Source organism: Nonomuraea sp. B19D2 (assembly GCF_040137845.1).
GTDB lineage: Bacteria > Actinomycetota > Actinomycetes > Streptosporangiales > Streptosporangiaceae > Nonomuraea.
This window is the reverse complement of the sequence record NZ_JBEFAK010000003.1, coordinates 183,280-205,157: the sequence shown is the minus strand read 5'-3', so window position 1 is coordinate 205,157 and position 21,878 is coordinate 183,280. Positions and strand designations below refer to the sequence as shown.

Genomic DNA, 21,878 nt, shown 5'->3' with positions numbered 1-21,878 from the left:
GCTACCCTCACCTGACATGCCCCTTGCCTCGATTCCCAGCCCTTCCCAGGGGGTCTGGTATCTCGGAATCATCCCGATCCGGGCTTATGCGCTATGCATCGTGCTCGGCGTCATCGTCGCCGTCTGGCTGAGCGAGCGGCGCTGGCAGGCCCGCGGTGGCCAGAAGGGGACGATCGTCGACATCGCGGTCCCCGCGGTCATCTTCGGCCTGATCGGTGGCCGCCTCTACCACGTCATCACCGACTGGCAGACCTACTTCGGCAGCCGCGCGACCAAGGAGCCCATCCAGGCGCTGTACATCTGGGAGGGCGGCCTCGGCATCTGGGGCGCGATCTCGCTCGGCGCGCTCGGCGTCTGGTTGTCCGTGCGCCGGCGTGGCATCTCGATGGGCGCGGTCGCCGACACGGTCGCGCCCGGCATCGCCTTCGCCCAGGCCATCGGCCGGTGGGGAAACTGGTTCAACCAGGAGCTGTACGGCTCGCCCACCACGCTGCCGTGGGGCCTCGAGATCGACCCCGACCATCGGCTGGAAGGCTACGAGGACGTGGCCACCTTCCACCCGACCTTCCTGTACGAGTCGCTGTGGGACGTGGGGCTGGGCTTCGTGCTCCTCTTCGCGGGGCGGCGTTTCGCGCTGCACCACGGGCGGCTGTTCGCCCTCTACGTCGCGGGCTACACGCTGGGCCGCTTCTGGATCGAGGGGCTGCGCATCGACCCGGTCGGCGGGGTGGACCACGCGGTGACGTTCCTCGGGCTGCGGCTCAACCAGTGGACGTCGATCGTGCTGTTCGTGGCGGCGCTGGCGTACTTCTGGCTGGCCAGGAAGCGGGACAGCGCGGAGGTCGTGCTGCCGCCCGACCAGGCCGGCTCGACGGGTGCCGAGGCGCCGCAGGACGGCGATCCGGGGGCCGATGCGCCGGACGCCGACCGGCCGGAGGAGGATCGGTCGGGGGACGATCAGGCAGCGGATCGTGACACGCCGGAGGACGCCACTGCGGCAGCCTCCGAGACCGAGCACTCGGCGGCTCCTGAGAAGGAAGCCTCCGAGGAGCCGGGGCCGGATGCCTCTGACGCGAAAGCCGCCGAGGCTGAGGTCGCACCGGAGGACTCTGACTCTGACGGCGAAGTCGTGACGAAGGAGAAGAACCCTAGATGAGTGGTCGCGCGGAGATCCACCACCAGCATCGCGACGTCACCGGTGGCTGGTTGCGGCCGTCGGTGTTCGGCGCGATGGACGGCCTGGTGTCGAACTTCGCGCTCATCGCGGGTGTCGCGGGCGGCACGGCCAACACGAGGGTCATCGCCCTCGGTGGCGTCGCCGGGCTCGCCGCCGGTGCGCTGTCCATGGCGGGCGGCGAGTACGTCTCGGTGGCCAGCCAGCGCGAGCTGGCCCAGGCCGAGATCGCCGTGGAGCAGCGCGAGCTGACCCGCCACCCTGACGACGAGCAGGCGGAGCTGGCGCAGACCTTCATCGACAAGGGCGTGGCACCTGACCTGGCCGCCGAGGTGTCCAGGCAGATCTCCGGCAACCCCGACCGCGCGCTGGAGGTCCACGCCCGCAACGAGCTGGGCGTCGCCCCCGGCGAGCTGCCCTCGCCGATGGTGGCCGCGGTGTCGTCGTTCCTGTCCTTCAGCGTGGGGGCGGTGCTGCCCCTGCTGCCGTACTTGCTCGGAGCCCGGGAGCTGGTGTTCTCCGCGGTGGTGTCCTGCCTGGCGCTGTTCGCGGCAGGCGCGCTGGTCTCGGCCGTGACGGCGCGCAGCTGGTGGTTCTCGGGGCTGCGGCAGCTGGCGGTGGGCGGGGTCGCCGCGGCGGTCACGTTCGGCGTCGGCAACCTCATCGGCGCGGCGGGGGTGTGATGGCCCGCAGACGAGCCGGCTCCGGGTCGCACGGCAGACCTTCGCCGGGTACGGACGGCACGGGGCGCCCCCGCGGCACCCGCCATGCACCGGGCACCGACGTCCCCACCGGGGCGGATGGCACCCGACCGGGCCTTGGTGCGGATGGTGGCGGTTGGTCCGCGCAGGGTGCGGATGGTGGTGGCTGGTCCGCGCAGGGTGCCGAGGGTGGTGGCTGGTCCGCGCAGGGTGCCGAGGGTGGTGGCTGGTCCGCGCAGGGTGCCGAGGGCGGCACTTGGTCCGCGCAAGGTGCTGACAGCGGCGGTTGGTCCAGGCGTGGTTCAGGTGGCCGCCGGTCCAGGCATGGTTCGGACGGTGGCGGTCGGTCGGCGGGTGTGGAGAGCGGTGGCTGGTCCGCGGCGGACACGGGCAGTGGTGTCAGTGGTCACGCCTCGGGCGGCTGGCCGGAGGCCGGTGCGGATGGTGGCTGGGAGTCGAGTGCCGGTGGCCGGTCGATGGCTGGCGCCGACGACGGCGGGCGCTCGGCGGGGTCGCGTGGCGGGCGGAGGGCGGCGCGCATGCGGCGCGGCCGCTCGGCGGGCGATGCCGATGCCGGCAACTGGCCGGCCGATGATGGCGCTTCACCTGCTGGTGCCCATGGCGGTGGGCCAGCTCATGGTGGCGGACCGGCCCATGGTGGAGCTCCGGTCGGTGGGGATCACGGTGGATTAGCGGCCGATGGTGGCGATCCGGCCGGTGGCAAGGGTCGTCGTTCAGCCGACGGGGCTACGGGCGGTCGTTCGGCTGGCGGGTCGCGTGGCCGGCGGTCGACTGGACGGGTAAGTGGTGGCTATCCCGCAGATGGGTTCCACGACCGGGGTTCGGCGGATGGGGCCGTTCCTTCGGCGGTCGGTGCCGATGGTGGCGAGTCCGCCGGTGAAGTCGATGGTGGGCGGTCCGGTCGGTTCTCGAGCAAGCGGCGGCGTACCCCGCCCTCTGACTGGCAGCTTCCGCTGCTCACCGACTGGGGGCTGCGGCCGAAGCAGCAGCGGCTGCTCGTCATCATCGTCTCCGTCGTCGGCGTGCTGGCGGGCCTGGGCGGGCTGGTGGCCGTCGTCAACTCCCTCGGCACCTACTCCGCCCCGGAACGTCAGACCGGCGCCGCCGTGGTGGGTCCCGACACGGCGCTGCCGCACGTCTTCAGGGGCTGGGGTTCGCCCAAGCTGTTCGAACCCGTCACGGACCGGGCCAAGGACCAGCGGGCGCTCACCGAGAAGGAGGTGTTCGGCCAGCGCGAGCTCGCCGTCTCCAAGAAGCTCAAGCTCAAGCTCGTCAGCAAGAAGCTCGACACCGACTGCTCCGCGGCACTGTGGGGTGCGAGCCTCCTCGAGCAGGTGTCGGACGCCGGATGCACGCAAGCCGCGCGTGGCCTCTACGCCAGCTCCGACGGCCGCTACATCGGCCAGTACACGTTGCTCAACCTCAAAGACGGTCAGTCCGCCGCTGACCTGGTCGAGTCGTTGAAGACTCTTTACCGGGGCGGGTGGACGCGACCCCTGGAGTCCTCCAAGGCCGCCTTCCCCGCAGGTGGCTACTCCGAGGCGGGCGGCTACGCGCTCGGCCACTACGTCGGCCTGGTGTGGCTCGGGAGGGCCGACGGCGCGGAGCCAGGCGCAAAGGACGACTTCGTCTCGCTCACGCTGGCGTTGCGCGGAGCGGAGAAGGCCGTATACCGCCGCGTTGTATCGATCGCAGGGCCATCCTCTTGACGTCAAGCCATCTAGCCTTGTCCGCCATGTCATGCCATCCGGCTCCGGTCGTCGGCAGTCGGGGGCCCAGTTGCTCTGGCCGGAGCTCCGGCTGCCTGACAACTCCCGCCACGCCAGGCTCGGATGCCGTCCGTTGCTCGGCACCTGCCGCGCCGGGGCGCTCCGGAGTCGCTCGCCGGGTGCTGCCCGTCGTGTCGCGGCGTTCCGTTGCCTCGTGCCGGGTGGTGACCTGCGCACCGTGGTCCCGATCCGGGGGCTCGTGCCGGGTGATGTCCCTTGCGTCGTGGCCTCGATCCGGTGGCGTTCCGCCGATGCCTTGTGACGTTGTGACGGCCACCAGGGGTGGTCATCCGAGGTCCTGTGCTGGGGTCGCGTTCTTGGGGGTGGCCGGCTGATGTCGCGTCGTGTCGTCATCGCCGTTGTGCTCGTCAGCGTGGCCGTCATCGCCGTGGGCGGCTGGTTGTGGCTGCGCCGCGACGCCCCCAGGCCCGCCAGCCTCCGCGCCGAGCCCACCTCCGCCTTCTACGCCGCCATCGACACCCGCCAGAACGACGCCGCGCCGCTGACCCTGAACGAGGTCTTCACCCCGGCCACCCGGACCCTCGGCACCATGCGGCTGGACTCCACGCGGCAGGTCACCGACTGCGACGAGGTGCTCTGGGGCGTCTCCGCCACCGGCTGCACGCAGGCGCTCCAGGCGACGTACAAGGGAAGCACGGTGTCGGGCCAGTTCCTCATCTTCAACGTGAGCGACGGGCGAGCGGCCGACGCGCTGGTGTCGGCGCTGGGCAAGGACGGGTTCGTACGGCAGGACGGCGTGTTCGAGGCCGCCCGCAGCCGGGCCCAGGCGCGGGCGATGGGCCACTACGTGACCGTGAGCTGGGTCGGAGGGACGGCGCCCGACCAGGATCTGGTCACCGCCCTCGTGGCGCTCGACGGGCTCGGACGAGTGGTCCAGAGCCGCATCGTCGCCGCGACCTGACCTCGGCTCGAGCCTCACGGGCGGACGCCGCCGGGGCCGGGGTGGTGGTCAGGTGGTCGTCGTCAGGGCCGTGACGGTCGCGGTGACGGCTTCCGGGAGGCTGGACAGGCGGTGGAGCGGGGCCTCCAGCGGGGTCAGGCCCTCCGCCCACGGCGCCGCCTCGCCGATGAGCGCGCGGGCCTCGTTCTTGGTCAGGGTCGTGCCCTGAGCGCGGGCCACCGCGATGAGGGCCTCGCGCCAGGTGTTGGCCAGCTTGGCGTGCCCGTTGTCCAGGATCCTGCGCAGCACCGAGGCGGCCTCGCCGTCCGGCTGCGGCAGGCGTACGGCATCCAGGACGCCGCCGGCGGTACTCAGCTTGTAGACGGTGGACAGCACGTCCGGCAGGGGCGGGAGGCCGGACCCCGCGACGCGTACGTGGGATGCGCGGGTCGCCAGGAGCAGGCGCGGCAGGGCCGCCTCGAGGCCGGGCGGCAGGGCCACGGCCACGCGGTCCGTGGCGGCGGCGTACGGCTTGGAGAGCCAGGTCGAGAGCCGTGTCCGGGGCTGGGTGAGCTCCTTGGGCCAGTCGCCCACCAGCAGGTCGGGGTTGAAGCCCTGAACGGCCTCCAGCGACGCTGAGAGGGCGCTCTGGGGGCTTTCGACCGATTGTGGGCCTTGTGTATAGATGGCGGTGGTTTGACGGCTTAGCCGGGACGTCACGGCCGGGCGGGTCTTGGTGGTGGGACGGAGGATGTACAGGTCGGCGGCGGAACCGATGGCCTCTGCCCCGAAATATCGGTTGAAGTCGGGATAAATGGCTTCGTAGGCGAGGTTGAGCTCCCCGAGGGCCTGTTGGACCTTCAGCGCCAGCATCGGGGTGCGTTCGCCGGCGCCGTACGCGAGCAGGATGCGGCCGTTGTCCTTCACGCCCTCGGCGGCGCGTGCCGCGAACAGCCCCGTGCCCTCCGGCGTGTACGGCGGGTCGGTGATCGCCAGGTCGTGGTCCCGGGCGGAGGCGGGCAGGCCGAGGCGCAGGTCGGCCCAGCGGGTGCGGACGCCCAGCCGCTGGTCGTCGATGTAGGCCAGGATGCGCTCGTCGATGTCGACCACCGTGACGTCGGTCTCCGGGTGGACCAGCTTGACGGCCAGGGAGGTGAGGTCGTGGTCGCCCACGCAGAGCAGGCGCGTTCCGGGCAACCAGAACCGGGAGCCCAGCAGCAGCGCCCGCCGCAGCACCGTCTCCGGCGTGGCCGAGACGTGGTCGAGCACGTGACGGCCGCGCGGGGCCCTGGCGATGAGGTCGTTGAGCCGGTCAAGCTCGTGCGTGTAGTGGGGGAGCAGGTGGGCCACCGGGTCCTCGGGCGGCGGGGCCAGGGCGATGAGGTCCTGGTAGTCGGGGACATGGGTCAGCGGGATCCGGAAGGTGTCGCCCCTGCGCTCCAGGGGGAGCTCGCGCAGCAGGGCCTCGATGGTACGCCTGGCCGTGGCGGTCTCCCTGACCAGGTCCGCCAGCGTCCACCACCGGGCGTCGCACAGGAGGGTCAGGGCGTGCCTCAGCCGCCTACTGTCGGCCCCGGCCTCGGCGAGCAGGCGCTCCACCCCGTCGCGCTCCATGAGGCAACCCTATCGAGAGGGTCTTCCCGTCACCGGTCCCGGCCGCACGCCCCCCGATGCTCTCCGCGGTTGCGGGGAGTGGCCGTTCCGCCGATCGTCACCGTACGACGTCTCGCCGGCCCGGGGCCGGCGAGACGGATGGGCGTCAGGGGAGTCGCGGCATGCGGGCGTCGGAGAGTCGGGAGTTGCGCCCCGTGCCGGAAAACATGCCTGTCGAGCGGGAATTTTGGGGCCCAGATCCGGGGTTTGGGATAGAGAGTTCGGATGCTGGGATGAGCTCGAATGTTCGCAATGCGGACGTGCCGGGCACCATTCCGGCAGCGTGCGGTAATCTCTACCCACGATATGCAGCAGGGCCAACGTCGTCCCCGCCTGTAAAGCAGTTCTAGACAGACGATGACGACGGGAGGGATTCAATGCCTGCTGCCCACCTCGGGTTCCCCGAGCCCCAGGGCCTGTACCACCCCGCCAACGAGCATGATGCCTGCGGTGTCGCCATGGTTGCCGACGTCGCCGGACGCCGGGGGCACGGGATCGTGGTCAAGGCGCTGACGGCTCTGTGCAATCTTGATCATCGGGGGGCCAAGGGTAGCGAGCCGGACACCGGCGACGGAGCCGGGATCCTGACGCAGATCCCCGATGGGTTCTTCCGCGCGAGTGTGCCGTTCGCGCTTCCCTCTGCCGGCGCGTACGCGGCCGGCATGGCCTTCCTGCCGATCGACGAGCAGGCCAGGAGCGTCGCCAAGGGCCTGATCGAGGAGATCGCCGCAGAGGAAGGTCTCACCGTGCTCGGCTGGCGTGAGCTGCCGGTCGACCGCGCGCTGCCCGGGCCGAGCGCCAGGGCCGTCATGCCGCACTTCGCCCAGCTGTTCGTCTCGGACCCGCAGGGCCGGGAGGGGCTGGAGCTCGACCGGCTCGCGTACTGCGTGCGCAAGCGGGCCGAGCACGAGGCCGACGTGTACTTCCCCTCGCTGTCCGCCAGGACGATCGTCTACAAGGGCATGCTCACGCCCGACCAGGTCGAGCCGTTCTTCCCCGACCTGAGCGACGAGCGTTACGAGACGGCGATCGCGCTGGTGCACTCGCGCTTCTCCACCAACACGTTCCCGAGCTGGCCGCTGGCCCACCCGTACCGCTACGTCGCCCACAACGGCGAGATCAACACGGTCAAGGGCAACCGCAACTGGATGCGGGCCCGCGAGGCGATGCTGCAGTCTGCCCACATCCCGGGCGAAATTTCGCGACTTTTCCCCATCTGTGACCCGGATGGCAGCGACACCGCGAGCTTCGACGAGGTCCTCGAGCTGCTGCACATCGGCGGCCGGAGCCTGCCCCACGCCGTGCTGATGATGATCCCGGAGGCGTGGGAGAACCACACCGAGATGGACGCCGCGCGCCGGGCCTTCTACGAGTTCCACTCCTCGATGATGGAGGCGTGGGACGGCCCCGCGTCGATCACGTTCACCGACGGCACCCTGGCCGGCGCCGTGCTCGACCGCAACGGCCTGCGCCCTGGCCGCTTCTGGGTGACCGCCGACGGCCTGGTCGTGCTGGCCTCGGAGGCCGGCGTGCTGGACTTCAAGCCGGAGGACGTGGTCAGGAAGGGCCGCCTCCAGCCGGGCCGCATGTTCCTCATCGACACCGCCCGCGGCAAGATCATCGAGGACGACGAGATCAAGGCCGAGCTGGCCGCCGAGCTGCCGTACGCCGACTGGCTGCACGCGGGGCTCGTCCGCTTCGAGGAGCTGCCGGCGCGGCAGCGGGAGATCCCCACGCACGAGGCGCTCGTCAAGCGGCAGCAGACCTTCGGCTACACCGAGGAAGAGCTGCGCATCATCCTGTCGCCGATGGCCAAGGTCGGCCAGGAGCCGATCGGCTCGATGGGCACCGACACGCCCGTCGCGGTGCTGAGCGAGAAGCCGCGCCTGCTGTTCGACTACTTCACGCAGCTGTTCGCGCAGGTCACGAACCCGCCGCTGGACGCCATCCGTGAAGAGCTGGTCACCTCGCTGGCCAGCACCATCGGCCCCGAGGGCGACCTGCTCAACCCGGGTCCGTCGTCGTGCCGCCAGCTCGTGCTGCCGTACCCGGTGATCGACAACGACGAGCTCGCCAAGATCATCCACATCAACGACGAGCACGACCTGCCGGGCTTCCACCCGTACGTCATCAGCGGCCTGTACGAGGTCGCCGGCGGCGGCGAGGCGCTGCTGCGCCGCCTGGAGGAGATCAGGGCCGAGGCGTCCCAGGCGATCGCGAACGGTGCGCGGATCATCGTGCTGAGCGACCGCGGCTCGTCCGACACGCTCGCGCCGATCCCGTCGCTGCTGCTGACCGGCGCGGTGCACCACCACCTGATCCAGGAGAAGACCCGCACCAAGATCGGCCTGGTGGTCGAGACCGGCGAGGCCCGCGAGTGCCACCACATGGCGCTGCTCATCGGGTACGGCGCCGGCGCGATCAACCCGTACCTCGCGATCGAGACCATCGAGGACCTGGTCGACACCGGCGTGCTCCAGCTCGACAAGCGCAAGGCCGTGCGCAACCTGATCAAGGCGTACGGCAAGGGCGTCATCAAGGTCATGTCCAAGATGGGCGTGTCCACGGTGGCCTCCTACACCGGCGCGCAGATCTTCGAGGCGCTCGGCCTGAGCCAGGAGGTCATCGACTCCTGCTTCGTCGGCACCACCTCGCGCCTGGGCGGCGTCGGCTTCGATGTGCTGGCCGAGGAGGTCGCGCAGCGCCACCGCCACGCCTACCCGCGCGCGGAGAACGCCCACCGCAGGCTCCAGGTCGGCGGCGAGTACCAGTGGCGGCGCGAGGGCGAGCCCCACCTGTTCAACCCCGAGACCGTCTTCAAGCTGCAGCACGCCACGAGGACCCGCCGCTACGAGATCTTCAAGGAGTACACGAACCTCGTGGACTCCCAGGCGGAGCGGCTGATGACCCTGCGCGGCCTGTTCAAGCTGCGCAAGGGCAACCCGATCCCGATCGAGGAGGTCGAGCCGGCCTCGGAGATCGTCAAGCGGTTCTCCACCGGCGCGATGTCGTACGGCTCCATCTCGATGGAGGCGCACGAGACGCTCGCCATCGCGATGAACCGGCTCGGCGGCAAGTCCAACACCGGCGAGGGCGGCGAGGACCCCGAGCGGCTCTACGACGACACCCGCAGGTCCGCGATCAAGCAGGTCGCCTCCGGCCGGTTCGGCGTCACCAGCGAATACCTGGTGAACGCGGCCGACCTGCAGATCAAGATGGCCCAGGGCGCCAAGCCCGGCGAGGGCGGCCAGCTGCCCGGCCACAAGGTCTACCCGTGGATCGCCAAGACCAGGCACTCCACGCCGGGCGTCGGCCTCATCTCGCCGCCGCCGCACCACGACATCTACTCGATCGAGGACCTGGCCCAGCTCATCCACGACCTGAAGAACTCCAACCCGGAGGCCCGGGTCCACGTGAAGCTGGTCGCCGAGGTCGGCGTCGGCACGGTCGCCGCGGGCGTGTCGAAGGCGCACGCCGACGTGGTGCTCATCTCCGGGCACGACGGCGGCACCGGCGCCTCGCCCCTGACGAGCCTCAAGCACGCGGGCGCGCCGTGGGAGCTCGGCCTGGCCGAGACCCAGCAGACGCTCCTGCTGAACGACCTGCGCGACCGCATCGTCGTCCAGGTCGACGGCCAGCTCAAGACCGGCCGCGACGTCGTCATCGCCGCACTGCTCGGCGCCGAGGAGTACGGCTTCGCCACCGCGCCCCTCGTCGTCAGCGGCTGCGTCATGATGCGGGTCTGCCACCTCGACACCTGCCCCGTGGGCGTCGCCACGCAGAACCCGGAGCTGCGCAAGCGCTTCACCGGCAAGCCGGAGTTCGTGGTCAACTTCTTCGAGTTCATCGCCGAGGAGATCCGCGAATACCTGGCCGAGCTGGGCTTCCGCTCGCTCGACGAGGCGATCGGCCACGTCGAGATGCTCGACATGTCGGCGGCCGAGGACCACTGGAAGGCCAGCGGGCTCGACCTGGCGCCGATCCTGCACAAGCCCGAGCTGCCCGCAGGCACGCCGCTGCGCCGCGTCATCGAGCAGGACCACGGGCTGGAGCACGCGCTGGACAACACGCTGATCCAGCTCGCCGAGGGCGCGCTCAACGAGGGCACCCCGGTCACGCTGGAGCTGCCCATCCGCAACGTCAACCGCACGGTCGGCACCATGCTCGGCTACCAGGTGACCAAGCGGTACGGCGGCAAGGGCCTGCCCGACAACACGATCGACATCTCGTTCACCGGCTCGGCGGGCAACTCGTTCGGCGCGTTCGTGCCGCGCGGGGTCACGCTGAGGCTGACCGGCGACGCCAACGACTACCTCGGCAAGGGCCTGTCCGGCGGGCGGATCACCGTCCGGCCGCACGAGGAGGCCCCGCTCGACGGCCACATCATCGCCGGCAACGTCGCCCTGTACGGGGCCACGTCCGGCGAGGTGTTCGTCCGCGGCGTCGTCGGCGAGCGGTTCTGCGTCCGCAACTCCGGCGCCACGGCGGTCGTCGAGGGCGTGGGCGACCACGGCTGCGAGTACATGACCGGCGGTCGGGCCGTGGTGCTCGGCCCGACCGGGCGCAACTTCGCGGCCGGCATGTCGGGCGGCATCGCGTACCTGCTCGACCTGAAGCCCGAGCGGGTCAACCGCGAGATGGTCGCCATCGAGACGCTCATTGAGGAGGACGGCGAGTTCCTCAAGGAGGCGGTCGAGAAGCACTTCGCGGAGACCGGCTCGCCGGTCGCCAAGGAGCTGCTGGCCGACTGGGACTCGGCGCTCGCCCGGTTCGGCAAGATCATGCCGACCGACTACAAGCGGGTGCTGGCGGCCGCCGAGGCCGCCCGCATCGAAGGCAGGGACATCGACGAGGCGGTCATGTCTGCCGCGGTTCAGGGTTAAGGGAGGCGTACCGAATGGCTGACCCGAAGGGTTTTCTCACGCACGACCGGGAGCTGCCGGCGCGCCGCCCCGTGGACGTCCGCATCAGCGACTGGCGCGAGGTCTACCAGGACTTCTCGCAGGAGAAGCTGACCAAGCAGGCGGCCCGCTGCATGGACTGCGGCATCCCGTTCTGCCACAACGGCTGCCCGCTCGGGAACCTCATCCCCGAGTGGAACGACCTCGTCTACCGCACCGACTGGCGCGAGGCGATCGAGCGGCTGCACGCCACGAACAACTTCCCCGAGTTCACGGGCCGGCTCTGCCCGGCCCCGTGCGAGGCGGCGTGCGTGCTCGGCATCAACTCCGACCCCGTGGCGATCAAGCGGGTCGAGGTCGAGATCATCGACCGGGCGTTCGCCGAGGGCTGGGTGACCCCGCAGCCCCCGGCCGTCAAGACCGGCAAGAAGGTCGCGGTCGTCGGCTCGGGCCCGGCGGGCCTCGCCGCGGCGCAGCAGCTCACCAGGGCCGGGCATGACGTGGTCGTGTTCGAGCGGGCCGACCGGATCGGCGGGCTGCTGCGGTACGGCATCCCCGAGTTCAAGATGGAGAAGCGGCACATCGAGCGCCGTCTGGAGCAGATGCGGGCCGAGGGCACCGAGTTCCGCACCGGCGTGCACGTCGGCGTCGACATCACCGCCGCCGAGCTGCGCGAGCAGTTCGACGCCGTGGTGCTGTCGGGCGGGGCGACCCAGTGGCGCGACCTGCCGGTGGCCGGGCGCGAGCTCAAGGGCGTCTACCAGGCGATGGAGTACCTGCCGCTGTCCAACAAGGTTCAGGAGGGCGACTTCGACAAGCCGCCCGTCTCGGCCGAGGGCAAGCACGTCGTGGTGATCGGCGGCGGCGACACCGGCGCCGACTGCATCGGCACGGCGATCCGGCAGGGCGCCGAGTCCGTCACCCAGCTGGAGATCATGCCCCAGCCGCCGGCGAACAGGCCCGGCAGCCAGCCGTGGCCGACGTTCCCGATCCTGTTCAAGATGGAGAGCGCCCACGAGGAGCTGGCCGACGGCGTCGCCGACGAACTCGGTGGTGGAGACCGGGTCTACGCGGTCTCCACCACCGAGTTCGTCGGCGACGCCGACGGCAACGTGCGGGCGCTGCGGCTGGTCGAGGTCGGGGGCCCGCAGGCCGGGTTCAAGCCGATCCCGGGCACCGAGCGGGAGATCCCGGCCGAGCTGGTGACGCTGTCCATGGGCTTCGTCGGGCCGGAGAAGGGCTCGCTGCTGCAGGACCTCGCCGAGGTCGCCGGTGACGGCTTCTACGACGCGCGGGGGAACGTCTCGCGCGACAAGACGTACATGTCCAAGGTGGACGGCGTCTTCGTGGCCGGCGACATGGGGCGCGGGCAGTCGCTCATCGTGTGGGCCATCGCCGAGGGGCGCGCCGCCGCCTCGGGCGTGGACCGGTATCTGACCGGGGACACGGCGCTGCCGTACCCGATCCTGCCGACCGCACGTCCGCTCGTGTGACATTCAGCCCGGGGCTGCCATCAGCGCGGCCCCGGGCTTTTCACGTGCACTCGCGGGCGATGGCGTCGAGCACGCTCTGCGAGTCCGGGTCGGCGGCGCGGTAGATGATCAGCCGCTGCTCGGGGGTCTGGAGCGGGGCCAGCACCTCGTAGTCGACGGTCAGCGGGCCATGTGCCCTGTGTCGTAGCCGCTTCTGGCCCCGGCCGTTCACCCGCACGTCGCGCAGCGCCCACAGCCGCGCGACCTCCTCGCTGCCGGTCGTGAGCTCGTCGATCAGCTCCGTGAGCGCCTTGTCGTCGGGGTGGGCCGCCCACGAGGCCCGCAGGTCGGCGATGCCCTCGCGCAGCGCACGCTCCCTGTCGCAGAAGTAGTCGCGCAGGCCCGGATGCAGCATGCACAGCCACAGCGTGTTGCGCTGCGGCGCAGGCAGCGTGGCCAGGTCCATCGACAGCAGCGCCGCCATCTCCGGGTTCCACGCCAGGATGTCGAAGCGGTGGTTGACCAGCATGGCGGGCAGTGGCGACAGGTCCAGGACGAGCTGCGCCAGCGGACCGGCCTCGTCCGCCGGGGGAGCCTGCCGGGTGGGCCGCTGGCGGGCCAGGTCGAACAGGTAGGCCCGCTCGTCCTCGTTCAGCCGCAGGGCGCCGGCCAGCGCCTCCAGCACCTCGGGCGAGGGACGCAGACCGCGGCCCTGCTCCAGGCGGATCACGTAGTCGACGCTGACGCCCGCCAGCTCGGCGACCTCCTCCCTGCGCAGGCCCGGAGTGCGGCGCTGGGCGCGGCGGGCGGGCAGGGAGACGTCGCCGGGGGTCAGGCGCTCGCGGCGGGTGCGGAGAAAGGCCGCGAGCTCGCGGGTCTGATCCACGGTGCTCATCCCTTCGATCCTACGACGCGCCTGCCTAGGAAAACTCTTCCCAGGAAGAGCCTTCCCTTCCGCCCCGCTCGCCGGCGGAGCAGCCTTGATGGCATGACGACTCTTGACACCTACCGCCTGCTCGGGCGGTCCGGCCTGCGTGTTTCGCCGCTGGCGCTGGGGACCATGACGTTCGGCACGGATTGGGGCTGGGGCTCGGACAAGGACGAGTCGCGCCGGATCTTCGACACGTACGTGGACCGCGGCGGCAACTTCATCGACACCGCCAACCAGTACACGGAGGGCACCTCGGAGACCCTCGTGGGCGAGTTCGCGTCGGGGCGGCGCGAGCAGCTGGTGCTGGCCACGAAGTACACCCTGGCCAGACGGCCCGGCGACCCTAACTCCGGTGGCAACCACCGCAAGAGCATGGTGCAGTCGGTGGAGTCGAGCCTGCGCCGGTTGAACACCGACTACATCGACCTGCTCTACCTGCACGCCTGGGACTCACCACCCCGGTGGAGGAGATCCTGCGCGGCCTGGACGACCTCGTCAGGGCGGGCAAGGTGCTCTACGCCGGCATCTCCGACACGCCCGCCTGGCAGGTCTCCCGCATGCAGGCCATCGCCGACCTGCGCGGGTGGGCGCCGCTGATCGCCCTGCAGATCGAGTACAGCCTGGTCGAGCGGACCGTCGAACGTGACCTCATCCCGATGGCGCGGGAGATGGGGCTCGGGGTGGTCCCGTGGTCGCCGCTGGCCAGCGGGGTGCTGACCGGCAAGTACAGCCGCGCCGACCTCGACCAGGCGGTCTCCGCCGATCCGTCCGGCACGCGCAAGAACGTCGCGGCGGCCAACGGGTCGCTGACCGAGCGCGCCCTGGACATCGCCGACGTGGTCAAGCAGGTGGCCTCCGAGCTGCGCGTGACGCCGTCGCAGGTCGCCCTGGCCTGGACGACGCTCAACCCCGGCGTCACGGCGCCCATCGTGGGAGCGCGCACGCCGGCGCAGCTGGAGGACAACCTGGGGGCCTTGGAGGTGCGGTTCAGCGAGAGCCAGCTGGCCACGCTGGAGGAGGCCAGCCGGGTGGATCTGGGGTTCCCGCACGAGTTCCTGAACCGCCCCATGCCCCGCCAGGTCATGCTGGGCGGCGTCAAGCTCGACCTCGCCCGCTGACCGACCCCGCCCGGACCCACGGCAAAGCGGACCCCATGGCTGGGGTCCGCTTCCCTCCTTCCCATCCGAAATTTCACTGAGAAGTTGCATCAGCCGATGGCTGTCGGGAAGATGCAGAATCTGCGGCACTGGGTGGATGGGGGAAGTATGCGGCGAGTTGCCTCTGGCTTGGTGGCGCTGGCCGCCGTGGCCACGTTCACCGCCTGCTCCACCTCGACCCCGACCACGACCCCGCAAAAGCCCGCCGCCCCCCGGGGCGCCGAATACCTCGTCTTCTACGCCGAAGGGCAGCAGCGCCAGGCGCGGGAGGCCGTCGAGCGGGCCGGCGGCACCACGATGGGAGGGGACGCCAGACTCGGCTACCTGACGGCCTCGGGCAGTGGCGGGTTCCTGGAGGCGGTGGGCGCGGACCGGGCCATCATCGGGGTGTCCCCGGACCGGAGCATCGGCTTCGCCACCAACCGCGTCATCGCTCCTGAGGGCCGTACCGGAGCCAAGTCGAGTACGGCGGGCTCCCCCGACGCGGGGTCGTTCACCAAGAACCGCGCGGGAGAGCCGCTGGCAGGCCGCCAGTGGGACATGCGGATGATCGGCGCGGAACGCGCCAACGCCAAGGCGCCGGGCACCAAGCAGGTGCTGGTCGGCGTCATCGACACCGGCGTGGACGGCAAGCACCCCGACATCGCCCCGAACTTCAACCGCGAGCTCAGCCGCAACTTCGTCACCGACAAGCCCAAGGACGAGAACGGCGAGATGCTCGACGGCCCCTGCGAGGCCAGCGGCTGCAAGGACCCCGTGGACGAGGACGACGACGGCCACGGCACCCACGTGGCCAGCACGATCGCCTCCCCCATCAACGGCATCGGCATCGCAGGCGTGGCCCCCAACGTGCAGATCGTGAACATCCGGGCGGGGCAGGACTCCGGGTTCTTCTTCCTCAAGCCCAGCCTCGACGCCCTCACCTACGCCGCCGACATCGGTGTGGACGTCGTGAACATGAGCTACTACGTCGACCCCTGGCTGTTCAACTGCAAGGCCAACAAGGGCGACACGAAGAAGCAGCAGCTCGAACAGCAGGCCATCATCACCGGCATGCAGCGGGCACTCGACTACGCCCGCCAGCACGGCGTCACGCTCATCTCCGCCCTCGGCAACGAGTCCATCGACCTCGGCAGCCCCAAGGTCGACAAGGCGAGCCCCGGCTACCCGGCGGGCGAGAAGAAGGTCCGCCAGATCGACAACTCCTGCATCGACGTGCCCGCCGAGTCGGGCGGCGTCATCTCCGTCTCCGCGCTCGGCCCCTCCGGGCGCAAGGCGATCTACAGCGACTACGGCGTCGAGCAGACCGACCTGGCCGCGCCCGGCGGCGACGCCCTGGACGGCAAGGGCGCCAAGGCCACCAGGTCGATCCTGGCCGCCGCACCCGAGCGCGTGCTGCGCGCCGCCGGCCGGATCGACGAGAAGGGCGAGCCCAGGGGCGCGGACGTCGTCAAGGACTGCACAGCCGGCCCCTGCTCGTACTACCAGTACCTCGACGGCACCTCCATGGCCGCCCCCCATGCCACGGGCGTCGCCGCGATCCTCATCAGCCGCTTCGGCAAACCCGGCAAGGGCGGGCTCGACCTGTCTCCCGCCACGGTCGAGGACCTGCTGTACAAGACGGCGACCCAGAAGGCCTGCCCGACGCCCCGCAAGTACGTGTACAAGACCTATGGCGAGACCGTGACGCAGGACTGTGAGGGCGACCAGGCCGACAACGGCTTCTTCGGCCACGGCGTCGTCAACGCCTGGAACGCGGCTACCGTCGAGCCATGACGTATCGCATCATCGCGGACGCCGCGATGGTGGTGCACTTCGCCTTCCTGGCCTACCTGGTGGTGGGCGGGTTCGTCGCGTGGCGGTGGCGGTGGCGGTGGCGGCGTACGATATGGGTGCATGCAGCGGTCGCAGCCTGGGGCGTGATCTCGATCGTGACCGGCGTCGAGTGCCCATTGACGGTGCTCGAGGACTGGGCACGCCACCAGGCAGGGTTACGGGGGCTGCCGCCCAGCGGGTTCATCGACAACTACATCGAGGGCGTCATCTACCCCGAGGAGTACACGAACTTGGCACGCCTGGGGGTTGCCGTTCTCGTTCTGTTCTCTTATGTGGGCTACGTTCTCCGTCGTCAGTGACTGCCAGTGGTCTGTACCAATTAAGGTAGGACTCGTGACTCGTCGCGCGAAAATCGTTTGCACCCTAGGCCCCGCCACATCCTCCGAAGAACGCCTGCGTGAGCTGATCGCCGCAGGCATGGACGTGGCACGGTTCAACCTCAGCCATGGCAACCATGACATGCACAGAGAGGTCTACGACCGGGTCAGGGAGGTGGCGGCCGACCTCGGCCGCGGCGTAGGCGTGCTCGCCGACCTGCAGGGCCCCAAGATCCGCGTGGGCACCTTCGAGGAGGGCCCCGTCAGGCTGGGCTTCGGCGACGTCTTCACCATCACCACCGAAGACGTGCCGGGCGATCGCGAGCAGGTCTCCACCACCTACAAGGGGCTGCCCAACGACGTACGCCCCGGTGACACGATCCTGGTCGACGACGGCCGCCTCGTGCTCGAGGCCACCCGCGTCGACGGCGACCGCGTCATCACGCGCGTCGTCATCGGCGGCATGATCTCCGACAACAAGGGCCTCAACCTCCCCGGCGTCAACGTCAGCGCCCCCGCGCTGACCGACAAGGACGAGGCCGACCTGCGCTGGGCGCTGCGCACCGGTTTCGACATGATCGCTCTGTCCTTCGTGCGCCGCCCCTCCGACGCCGACGTGGTGCGCAACATCATGGAGCAGGAGGCCGTACGCCTGCCGCTGATCGCCAAGATCGAGAAGCCGCAGGCCGTCGACCGCCTTCCCGAGATCGTCGACGCCTTCGACGGCATCATGGTGGCCCGCGGCGACCTCGGCGTCGAGCTGCCGCTGGAGCAGGTGCCGATCGTCCAGCGGCGCATCATCGAGCTCTGCCGCGAGAAGGCCCACCCGGTCATCGTCGCCACCCAGATGCTCGACTCGATGATGAGCGCACCCCGGCCCACCCGCGCCGAGGCCTCCGACGTGGCCTACGCGGTCATGGACGGCGCCGACGCGATCATGCTGTCGGGCGAGACGTCGGTCGGCAACTATCCGATCGAGTCCGTCTCCACGATGGACCGCATCGCCTGCGCCGCGGAAGAGACGTCCCTGCGCGCGACCCACAAGCTCGAGCGCATGCCGGAGACCACCGGCGGCGCCATCGCGCGCGCCGCCGCCGAGGTGGGGGCCGTCGTCGGGGCCAAGGCGCTGGTGGCCTTCACCATGTCGGGGGAGACGGCCCGCCGCCTGGCCCGCTACCGCTCCCCGATCCCGCTCCTGGCCTTCACGTCCTCGCCCCACGTGCGGGGGCAGCTGTCGGTGACGTGGGGGGTGGAGACGTTCCACGTGCCGTTCGTGCACCACACGGACGACATGGTGCGGCAGGTGGAGGCGTCGCTGCTGTCGTCCGGGCGGCTGGAGAAGGGCGACAAGGTCGTCATCGTGGCCGGCTCCCCTCCCGGCACCCCGGGCTCCACCAACGCCCTCCGCGTCCACACCATCGGCTCCGCGGTGTCCCACGCCCACTGAGCTTCAGGTCCGCTACGGCTGCGCACGGTGAGTGCTGCTCTACGGAGCCGCTTTGCCCGCCTCACCGGCGCGCCGTGGCCCCGTTCGACCGGCACGCAGGCCGGCCCATCCACCGTTGTGTGCGCGGGCGGCGTGGGCACCAAGCCTGCGGCGCCGCCCGCGAAGCACGAAGAACAGGGCGTGAGCTCTGGAGCTGCGCCCGCGAAAGAACAGGGCGTCAGTTGGCGTGCAGAGCGGCGTTGAGCTCGATGCCGTCGCCGGTGCGGGGCACCGCCTCAACCGCGCCCGACTGCGAGTTGCGGCGCAGCAGGATCCCGTTCGAGCCGGACAGCTCGGCCGCCTTCACCACCGTGCCGTCCGGGAGGGCGACCTTCGTGCCCGCCGTCACGTACAGTCCCGCCTCGACCACGCAGTCGTCGCCCAGCGAGATGCCGATCCCCGCGTTGGCGCCCAGCAGGCAGCGCTCGCCGATCGAGATGACCTGCTTGCCGCCGCCCGAGAGCGTGCCCATGATCGAGGCGCCGCCGCCCACGTCGGAGCCGTCGCCGACCACCACACCGGCCGAGATGCGGCCCTCCACCATGGAGGCGCCCAGGGTGCCGGCGTTGAAGTTCACGAAGCCCTCGTGCATGACCGTGGTGCCGCTGGCCAGGTGTGCGCCGAGACGCACCCGGTCGGCGTCGGCGATCCGCACGCCGGAAGGCAGCACGTAGTCCACCATCCGCGGGAACTTGTCCACCTCGTACACCGTCACCGCGCCCCTGGCCCGCAGCCGCAGGCGCGTCTGCTCGAAGCCCGGCACCGGGCAGGGGCCGAAATTGGTCCACACGACGTTGGCGAGCAGGCCGAAGACGCCCTCCAGGTTCACCCCGTGCGGCCTGACCAGGCGCGAGGAGATCAGGTGCAGCCGCAGGTAGACGTCGTGGGCGTCCACGGGCGCCTCGGAGAGCTTGGCGATGCCGGTGCGCACCGCCACCACCTCCACGCCCCGCGCCGCGTCTGGACCCGTCAGTTCGGCCAGTTCGCCGGCCTCGCCGGCGGAGAGCCGCTCGGTGCCCGTCGAGGGCGCGTCGCCCAGCTCGGGGGCGGGGAACCAGGTGTCGAGTACGGTGCCGTCGGCGGCGATGGTCGCGAGTCCGACGCCGAAAGCGCCGGTCGAGGTGGGATCGATAGCAGTCACGGGCCCAAAATACCGTTTCCCGGGTCAGCGGAGAGCGCGCAGGTCCGCCGTGGTGTGTCCGGGCCGGCTGGGAGCCCGTCGGCCGGGGGAGCGGCCGGGAGTCAGCCGAGAGCGCCCAGGTCGGCGGAGAGCCAGTGGTCTGGCCGCATCGTGAACGTCATGAGCACGTGGAGGTCCGAGCCCTGCACGTATCCCTCCACCGCGTCGGGCGGCAGATAGCGGGAGGCGATGCGGGTCAGGTCCTCCAGCGTCGTGGGCTCGGAGGATATGACGGGGCCTTCAACGGACACGTACCGATATGTCGGGCTGACCCGCTGCACCAGCATCGAGAACCTGCCGGCCTTCGCGATCAGCTGGGCCTTGCGCGAGTCACCGTCCGTCAGGAACCGGATGTCCCCGCCGGGGACGTAGTCGTACCAGACGGGCACGGTCAGCGGTGCCCGCCCGTCATCCGCCTCCACGGCCAGGCTCGCGATGTGCGGCTCCGTCAGGAACGCCTCCCGCGCCGCCACGCTCAACGGCATCCTGCCCCACCCCCGATTCATCGATCTTGAGACGGCTATTCCCGGTGGGAGCGATCCCGAAAGCTCATCACCACTGCTTTTGTGACCTTGCGAAGGCTGCGGACGCGCGGTTCAGACCCACGGAAGGCGCCCCTGCGTCCGAGGGCGGGGGAAGGCGTCGCGCAGTACGAGGCCGCGGACGGCGCCGCCATCGTCATCAAGCTCGCCACCCTCGGGCCCGGCGGCCCGACAGGCGGGTTCTACGACGACGGGACCGTGCCATGGTGACGGTCAGTATTTCGGGCCGACGTGGAGGTCGAGCAGCTCCACGGCCTCCCGCCTGGCGACCGAGAGCTCGTTGCGTTTGTTGAAGCGCCAGGCGACCCCGAGCAGATCCAGCGCCTCACCGCAGAGTGCCAGAATGTCGCGGGACTCGTTCTTGAACAGGTAGCGCGGATACTCGTACCAGCGGACGCCGCTGGGGAGGACGCGGCGGACGCGATTCATCCCTCGGTAGCCGTCGGAATGCATGAGGCCTCGCACAAACTTCCCGGGATGCGCCGCGACGATCTCCCGCTGCCACGGGTCGAGCACGATCGCACGGTTGTGCTTCTTGCCGGGGCCGTGGTGCGGGAACAGATGTGGCCAGTGCTTGGAATAGGAGTTGACGTCTTTGCATCCTTGTAGCTGTCTCACACGGACCTTGTTGGTCGGCCGAATGGCTTGAAGGGCTTCGATGCATTCTTCGACGAGGCCGGGCCACCTGTCGGCGCATGCGATCCGCAGGGCCCAGACCTGCTTGGATCGGTCGCCGACCCAGCAGATGCAGCCGTCGCCGAGGTAGAGGCCCAGCAGGTAAGCGTAACTGTCGGCAGGAGCAGGGGAATGGGGTTGCAACGCACAACGTGGGCATGTGCCGGATTGGAGAGTCATGCGTCGGCCGGTTGTGCCACCGACGGCTCGTGGCGGGGCTGACACCGGTCTGGCGGCTGGTCTCGCTGATGCTGAGTCCCGAGGCAAGCTGGCAGAGCGCTTCGTCACGGACGGTGAGATCGTACATGCGGAGAGTGTTGCATCTAGGTCCGACAAAACCGCCCGGCAAAGAGCCGGGCGGTTGATCTGTGCCCCGGGTGGGACTCGAACCCACACTGTACGGGTTTTGAATCCGCTCCCTCATGCCAGTTGGGGTACCGGGGCTTGAATCCGAAAATTTCCGGATTCATTCAGATTGCACGGTCGAAGCTTAGCCCAAGCCTGAGCCGCACCAATCCAGCGTGGCTCTAATGTACCGGACATCGGTACTCTTCTGCTCGTGAGTACGCAGCGGCGAGTAGTGATCGCGGAAGACGAGGCCCTGATCCGCCTCGACCTCAAGGAGATGCTCCAGGAGGACGGCTACGTCGTCGTGGGTGAGGCCGGGGACGGTGAGCAGGCGATCCGGCTGGCCGCCGAGCTGAGGCCCGACCTCGTCATCCTGGACGTGAAGATGCCCGTGCTCGACGGCATCTCGGCGGCCGAGCGGATCGTGGCCGAGCGGATCGCCCCGTGCCTGATCCTGACCGCGTTCTCCCAGCGTGACCTGGTCGAGCGGGCCAGGGATGCGGGGGCGATGGCCTATCTGGTGAAGCCGTTCACGAAGGCGGATCTGGTGCCGGCGATCGAGATGGCGGTCAGCAGGCACGAGGAGATGGTGGCGCTGGCGGCCGAGGTGTCGAGCCTGTCGGAGCGGCTGGAGACGCGGAAGCTGGTGGAGCGCGCCAAGGGGCTGTTGATGACGCAGCACGGTTGGAGCGAGCCTCAGGCGTTCAGGTGGATCCAGAAGGCGTCGATGGATCGGCGGTTGAGCATGCGTGAGGTTGCCCAGATCGTTATAGACGACGCGGCCGAGCGGAGCTGAGCTCGGTCGTCGACGGCG

Annotated in this window: 16 protein-coding genes, 1 tRNA gene and 1 pseudogene; 12 read left to right on the top strand and 6 right to left on the bottom strand. The window is 70.2% G+C overall.

Annotation, left to right across the window (positions count from 1 at the left end; all coding sequences use genetic code 11):
- Positions 1 to 16 precede the first annotated feature (16 nt).
- From lgt to ABN273_RS07520, 4 genes are all read left to right on the top strand, one after another.
- Entirely contained in the window at positions 17 to 1,156 is a 1,140-nt protein-coding gene (gene lgt / locus ABN273_RS07535; protein ID WP_349447917.1) for a prolipoprotein diacylglyceryl transferase, read from the top strand.
- Entirely contained in the window at positions 1,153 to 1,857 is a 705-nt protein-coding gene (locus tag ABN273_RS07530) for a VIT1/CCC1 transporter family protein (RefSeq protein WP_349447916.1), read from the top strand. The genes lgt and ABN273_RS07530 overlap by 4 nt, the downstream gene beginning before the upstream one ends.
- Before the next feature lie 1,061 nt (positions 1,858 to 2,918).
- Entirely contained in the window at positions 2,919 to 3,605 is a 687-nt protein-coding gene (locus tag ABN273_RS07525) for a hypothetical protein (RefSeq protein ID WP_349447915.1), read from the top strand.
- A 394-nt stretch (positions 3,606 to 3,999) separates the two neighbouring features.
- Positions 4,000 to 4,587, top strand: coding sequence for a hypothetical protein (locus ABN273_RS07520; RefSeq protein WP_349447914.1), 588 nt, complete (start codon positions 4,000 to 4,002; stop codon positions 4,585 to 4,587).
- 48 nt (positions 4,588 to 4,635) lie between these two features.
- On the opposite strand, the gene ABN273_RS07515 is transcribed toward ABN273_RS07520, so the two are convergent.
- Positions 4,636 to 6,180 carry a bis-aminopropyl spermidine synthase family protein gene (locus ABN273_RS07515; protein WP_349447913.1) on the bottom strand — a complete coding sequence of 515 codons (1,545 nt, stop codon included), beginning with the start codon at positions 6,178 to 6,180 and terminating at the stop codon, positions 4,636 to 4,638.
- Between the two features lie 416 nt (positions 6,181 to 6,596).
- Here ABN273_RS07515 and gltB point away from each other — a divergent pair, with 416 nt between their 5' ends.
- Entirely contained in the window at positions 6,597 to 11,102 is a 4,506-nt protein-coding gene (gene gltB / locus ABN273_RS07510; protein WP_349447912.1) for a glutamate synthase large subunit, read from the top strand.
- A 14-nt stretch (positions 11,103 to 11,116) separates the two neighbouring features.
- Entirely contained in the window at positions 11,117 to 12,613 is a 1,497-nt protein-coding gene (locus tag ABN273_RS07505; protein ID WP_349447911.1) for a glutamate synthase subunit beta, read from the top strand.
- A 40-nt stretch (positions 12,614 to 12,653) separates the two neighbouring features.
- Here the strand turns inward: ABN273_RS07505 and ABN273_RS07500 are convergent, their stop codons facing one another.
- On the bottom strand, positions 12,654 to 13,487 hold the full coding sequence (locus ABN273_RS07500) for a helix-turn-helix domain-containing protein (protein ID WP_349447910.1): 834 nt from the start codon (positions 13,485 to 13,487) through the stop codon (positions 12,654 to 12,656).
- A gap of 93 nt (positions 13,488 to 13,580) precedes the next feature.
- Here ABN273_RS07500 and ABN273_RS07495 point away from each other — a divergent pair.
- From ABN273_RS07495 to pyk, 4 genes and pseudogenes are all read left to right on the top strand, one after another.
- Positions 13,581 to 14,641 (top strand): annotated as a pseudogene (locus ABN273_RS07495) (aldo/keto reductase).
- A gap of 147 nt (positions 14,642 to 14,788) precedes the next feature.
- Positions 14,789 to 16,456 carry a S8 family peptidase gene (locus ABN273_RS07490; protein ID WP_349447909.1) on the top strand — a complete coding sequence of 556 codons (1,668 nt, stop codon included), beginning with the start codon at positions 14,789 to 14,791 and terminating at the stop codon, positions 16,454 to 16,456.
- Positions 16,453 to 16,815, top strand: coding sequence for a DUF2784 domain-containing protein (locus ABN273_RS07485; RefSeq protein WP_349447908.1), 363 nt, complete (start codon positions 16,453 to 16,455; stop codon positions 16,813 to 16,815). Before ABN273_RS07490 ends, ABN273_RS07485 begins: the two co-directional genes overlap by 4 nt.
- A gap of 34 nt (positions 16,816 to 16,849) precedes the next feature.
- The gene (gene pyk, locus ABN273_RS07480) at positions 16,850 to 18,280 is read left to right on the top strand and encodes a pyruvate kinase (protein ID WP_349447907.1); all 1,431 of its coding nucleotides are present in this window, start codon (positions 16,850 to 16,852) and stop codon (positions 18,278 to 18,280) included.
- Positions 18,281 to 18,497: 217 nt separating this feature from the next.
- Here pyk and dapD read toward each other — a convergent pair whose 3' ends face one another.
- Both dapD and ABN273_RS07470 read right to left on the bottom strand, forming a co-directional pair.
- The gene (gene dapD, locus ABN273_RS07475) at positions 18,498 to 19,460 is read right to left on the bottom strand and encodes a 2,3,4,5-tetrahydropyridine-2,6-dicarboxylate N-succinyltransferase (RefSeq protein ID WP_349447906.1); all 963 of its coding nucleotides are present in this window, start codon (positions 19,458 to 19,460) and stop codon (positions 18,498 to 18,500) included.
- A 101-nt stretch (positions 19,461 to 19,561) separates the two neighbouring features.
- Positions 19,562 to 19,984: a pyridoxamine 5'-phosphate oxidase family protein gene (locus ABN273_RS07470; RefSeq protein WP_349447905.1), complete on the bottom strand. Its 423-nt coding sequence runs from the start codon at positions 19,982 to 19,984 to the stop codon at positions 19,562 to 19,564.
- Positions 19,985 to 20,065: 81 nt separating this feature from the next.
- Here ABN273_RS07470 and ABN273_RS07465 point away from each other — a divergent pair, with 81 nt between their 5' ends.
- Positions 20,066 to 20,251: a hypothetical protein gene (locus ABN273_RS07465; RefSeq protein WP_349447904.1), complete on the top strand. Its 186-nt coding sequence runs from the start codon at positions 20,066 to 20,068 to the stop codon at positions 20,249 to 20,251.
- A gap of 3 nt (positions 20,252 to 20,254) precedes the next feature.
- Here ABN273_RS07465 and ABN273_RS07460 read toward each other — a convergent pair whose 3' ends face one another.
- Both ABN273_RS07460 and ABN273_RS07455 read right to left on the bottom strand, forming a co-directional pair.
- Positions 20,255 to 20,896: a transcriptional regulator gene (locus tag ABN273_RS07460; RefSeq protein WP_349447903.1), complete on the bottom strand. Its 642-nt coding sequence runs from the start codon at positions 20,894 to 20,896 to the stop codon at positions 20,255 to 20,257.
- A gap of 189 nt (positions 20,897 to 21,085) precedes the next feature.
- Positions 21,086 to 21,160, bottom strand: a tRNA-Leu gene (locus tag ABN273_RS07455).
- Positions 21,161 to 21,275: 115 nt separating this feature from the next.
- On the opposite strand from ABN273_RS07455, the gene ABN273_RS07450 reads away from it, so the two are divergent.
- Positions 21,276 to 21,860 (top strand): ANTAR domain-containing response regulator, encoded by a 585-nt coding sequence (locus ABN273_RS07450; RefSeq protein WP_349447902.1) that lies wholly within the window; start codon positions 21,276 to 21,278, stop codon positions 21,858 to 21,860.
- The last annotated feature ends 18 nt before the right edge of the window (positions 21,861 to 21,878 follow it).

Bases quoted from the DNA above. Each gene is read 5' to 3' on its own strand.
- lgt (WP_349447917.1), top strand. From the start codon at position 17: ATGCCCCTTGCCTCGATTCCCAGCCCTTCCCAGGGGGTCTGGTATCTC.
- ABN273_RS07530 (WP_349447916.1), top strand. From the start codon at position 1,153: ATGAGTGGTCGCGCGGAGATCCACCACCAGCATCGCGACGTCACCGGT.
- ABN273_RS07470 (WP_349447905.1), bottom strand. From the start codon at position 19,984: ATGCCGTTGAGCGTGGCGGCGCGGGAGGCGTTCCTGACGGAGCCGCAC.
- ABN273_RS07500 (WP_349447910.1), bottom strand. From the start codon at position 13,487: ATGAGCACCGTGGATCAGACCCGCGAGCTCGCGGCCTTTCTCCGCACC.
- ABN273_RS07515 (WP_349447913.1), bottom strand. From the start codon at position 6,180: ATGGAGCGCGACGGGGTGGAGCGCCTGCTCGCCGAGGCCGGGGCCGAC.
- gltB (WP_349447912.1), top strand. From the start codon at position 6,597: ATGCCTGCTGCCCACCTCGGGTTCCCCGAGCCCCAGGGCCTGTACCAC.
- ABN273_RS07505 (WP_349447911.1), top strand. From the start codon at position 11,117: ATGGCTGACCCGAAGGGTTTTCTCACGCACGACCGGGAGCTGCCGGCG.
- ABN273_RS07460 (WP_349447903.1), bottom strand. From the start codon at position 20,896: ATGACTCTCCAATCCGGCACATGCCCACGTTGTGCGTTGCAACCCCAT.
- ABN273_RS07520 (WP_349447914.1), top strand. From the start codon at position 4,000: ATGTCGCGTCGTGTCGTCATCGCCGTTGTGCTCGTCAGCGTGGCCGTC.
- ABN273_RS07490 (WP_349447909.1), top strand. From the start codon at position 14,789: ATGCGGCGAGTTGCCTCTGGCTTGGTGGCGCTGGCCGCCGTGGCCACG.
- ABN273_RS07485 (WP_349447908.1), top strand. From the start codon at position 16,453: ATGACGTATCGCATCATCGCGGACGCCGCGATGGTGGTGCACTTCGCC.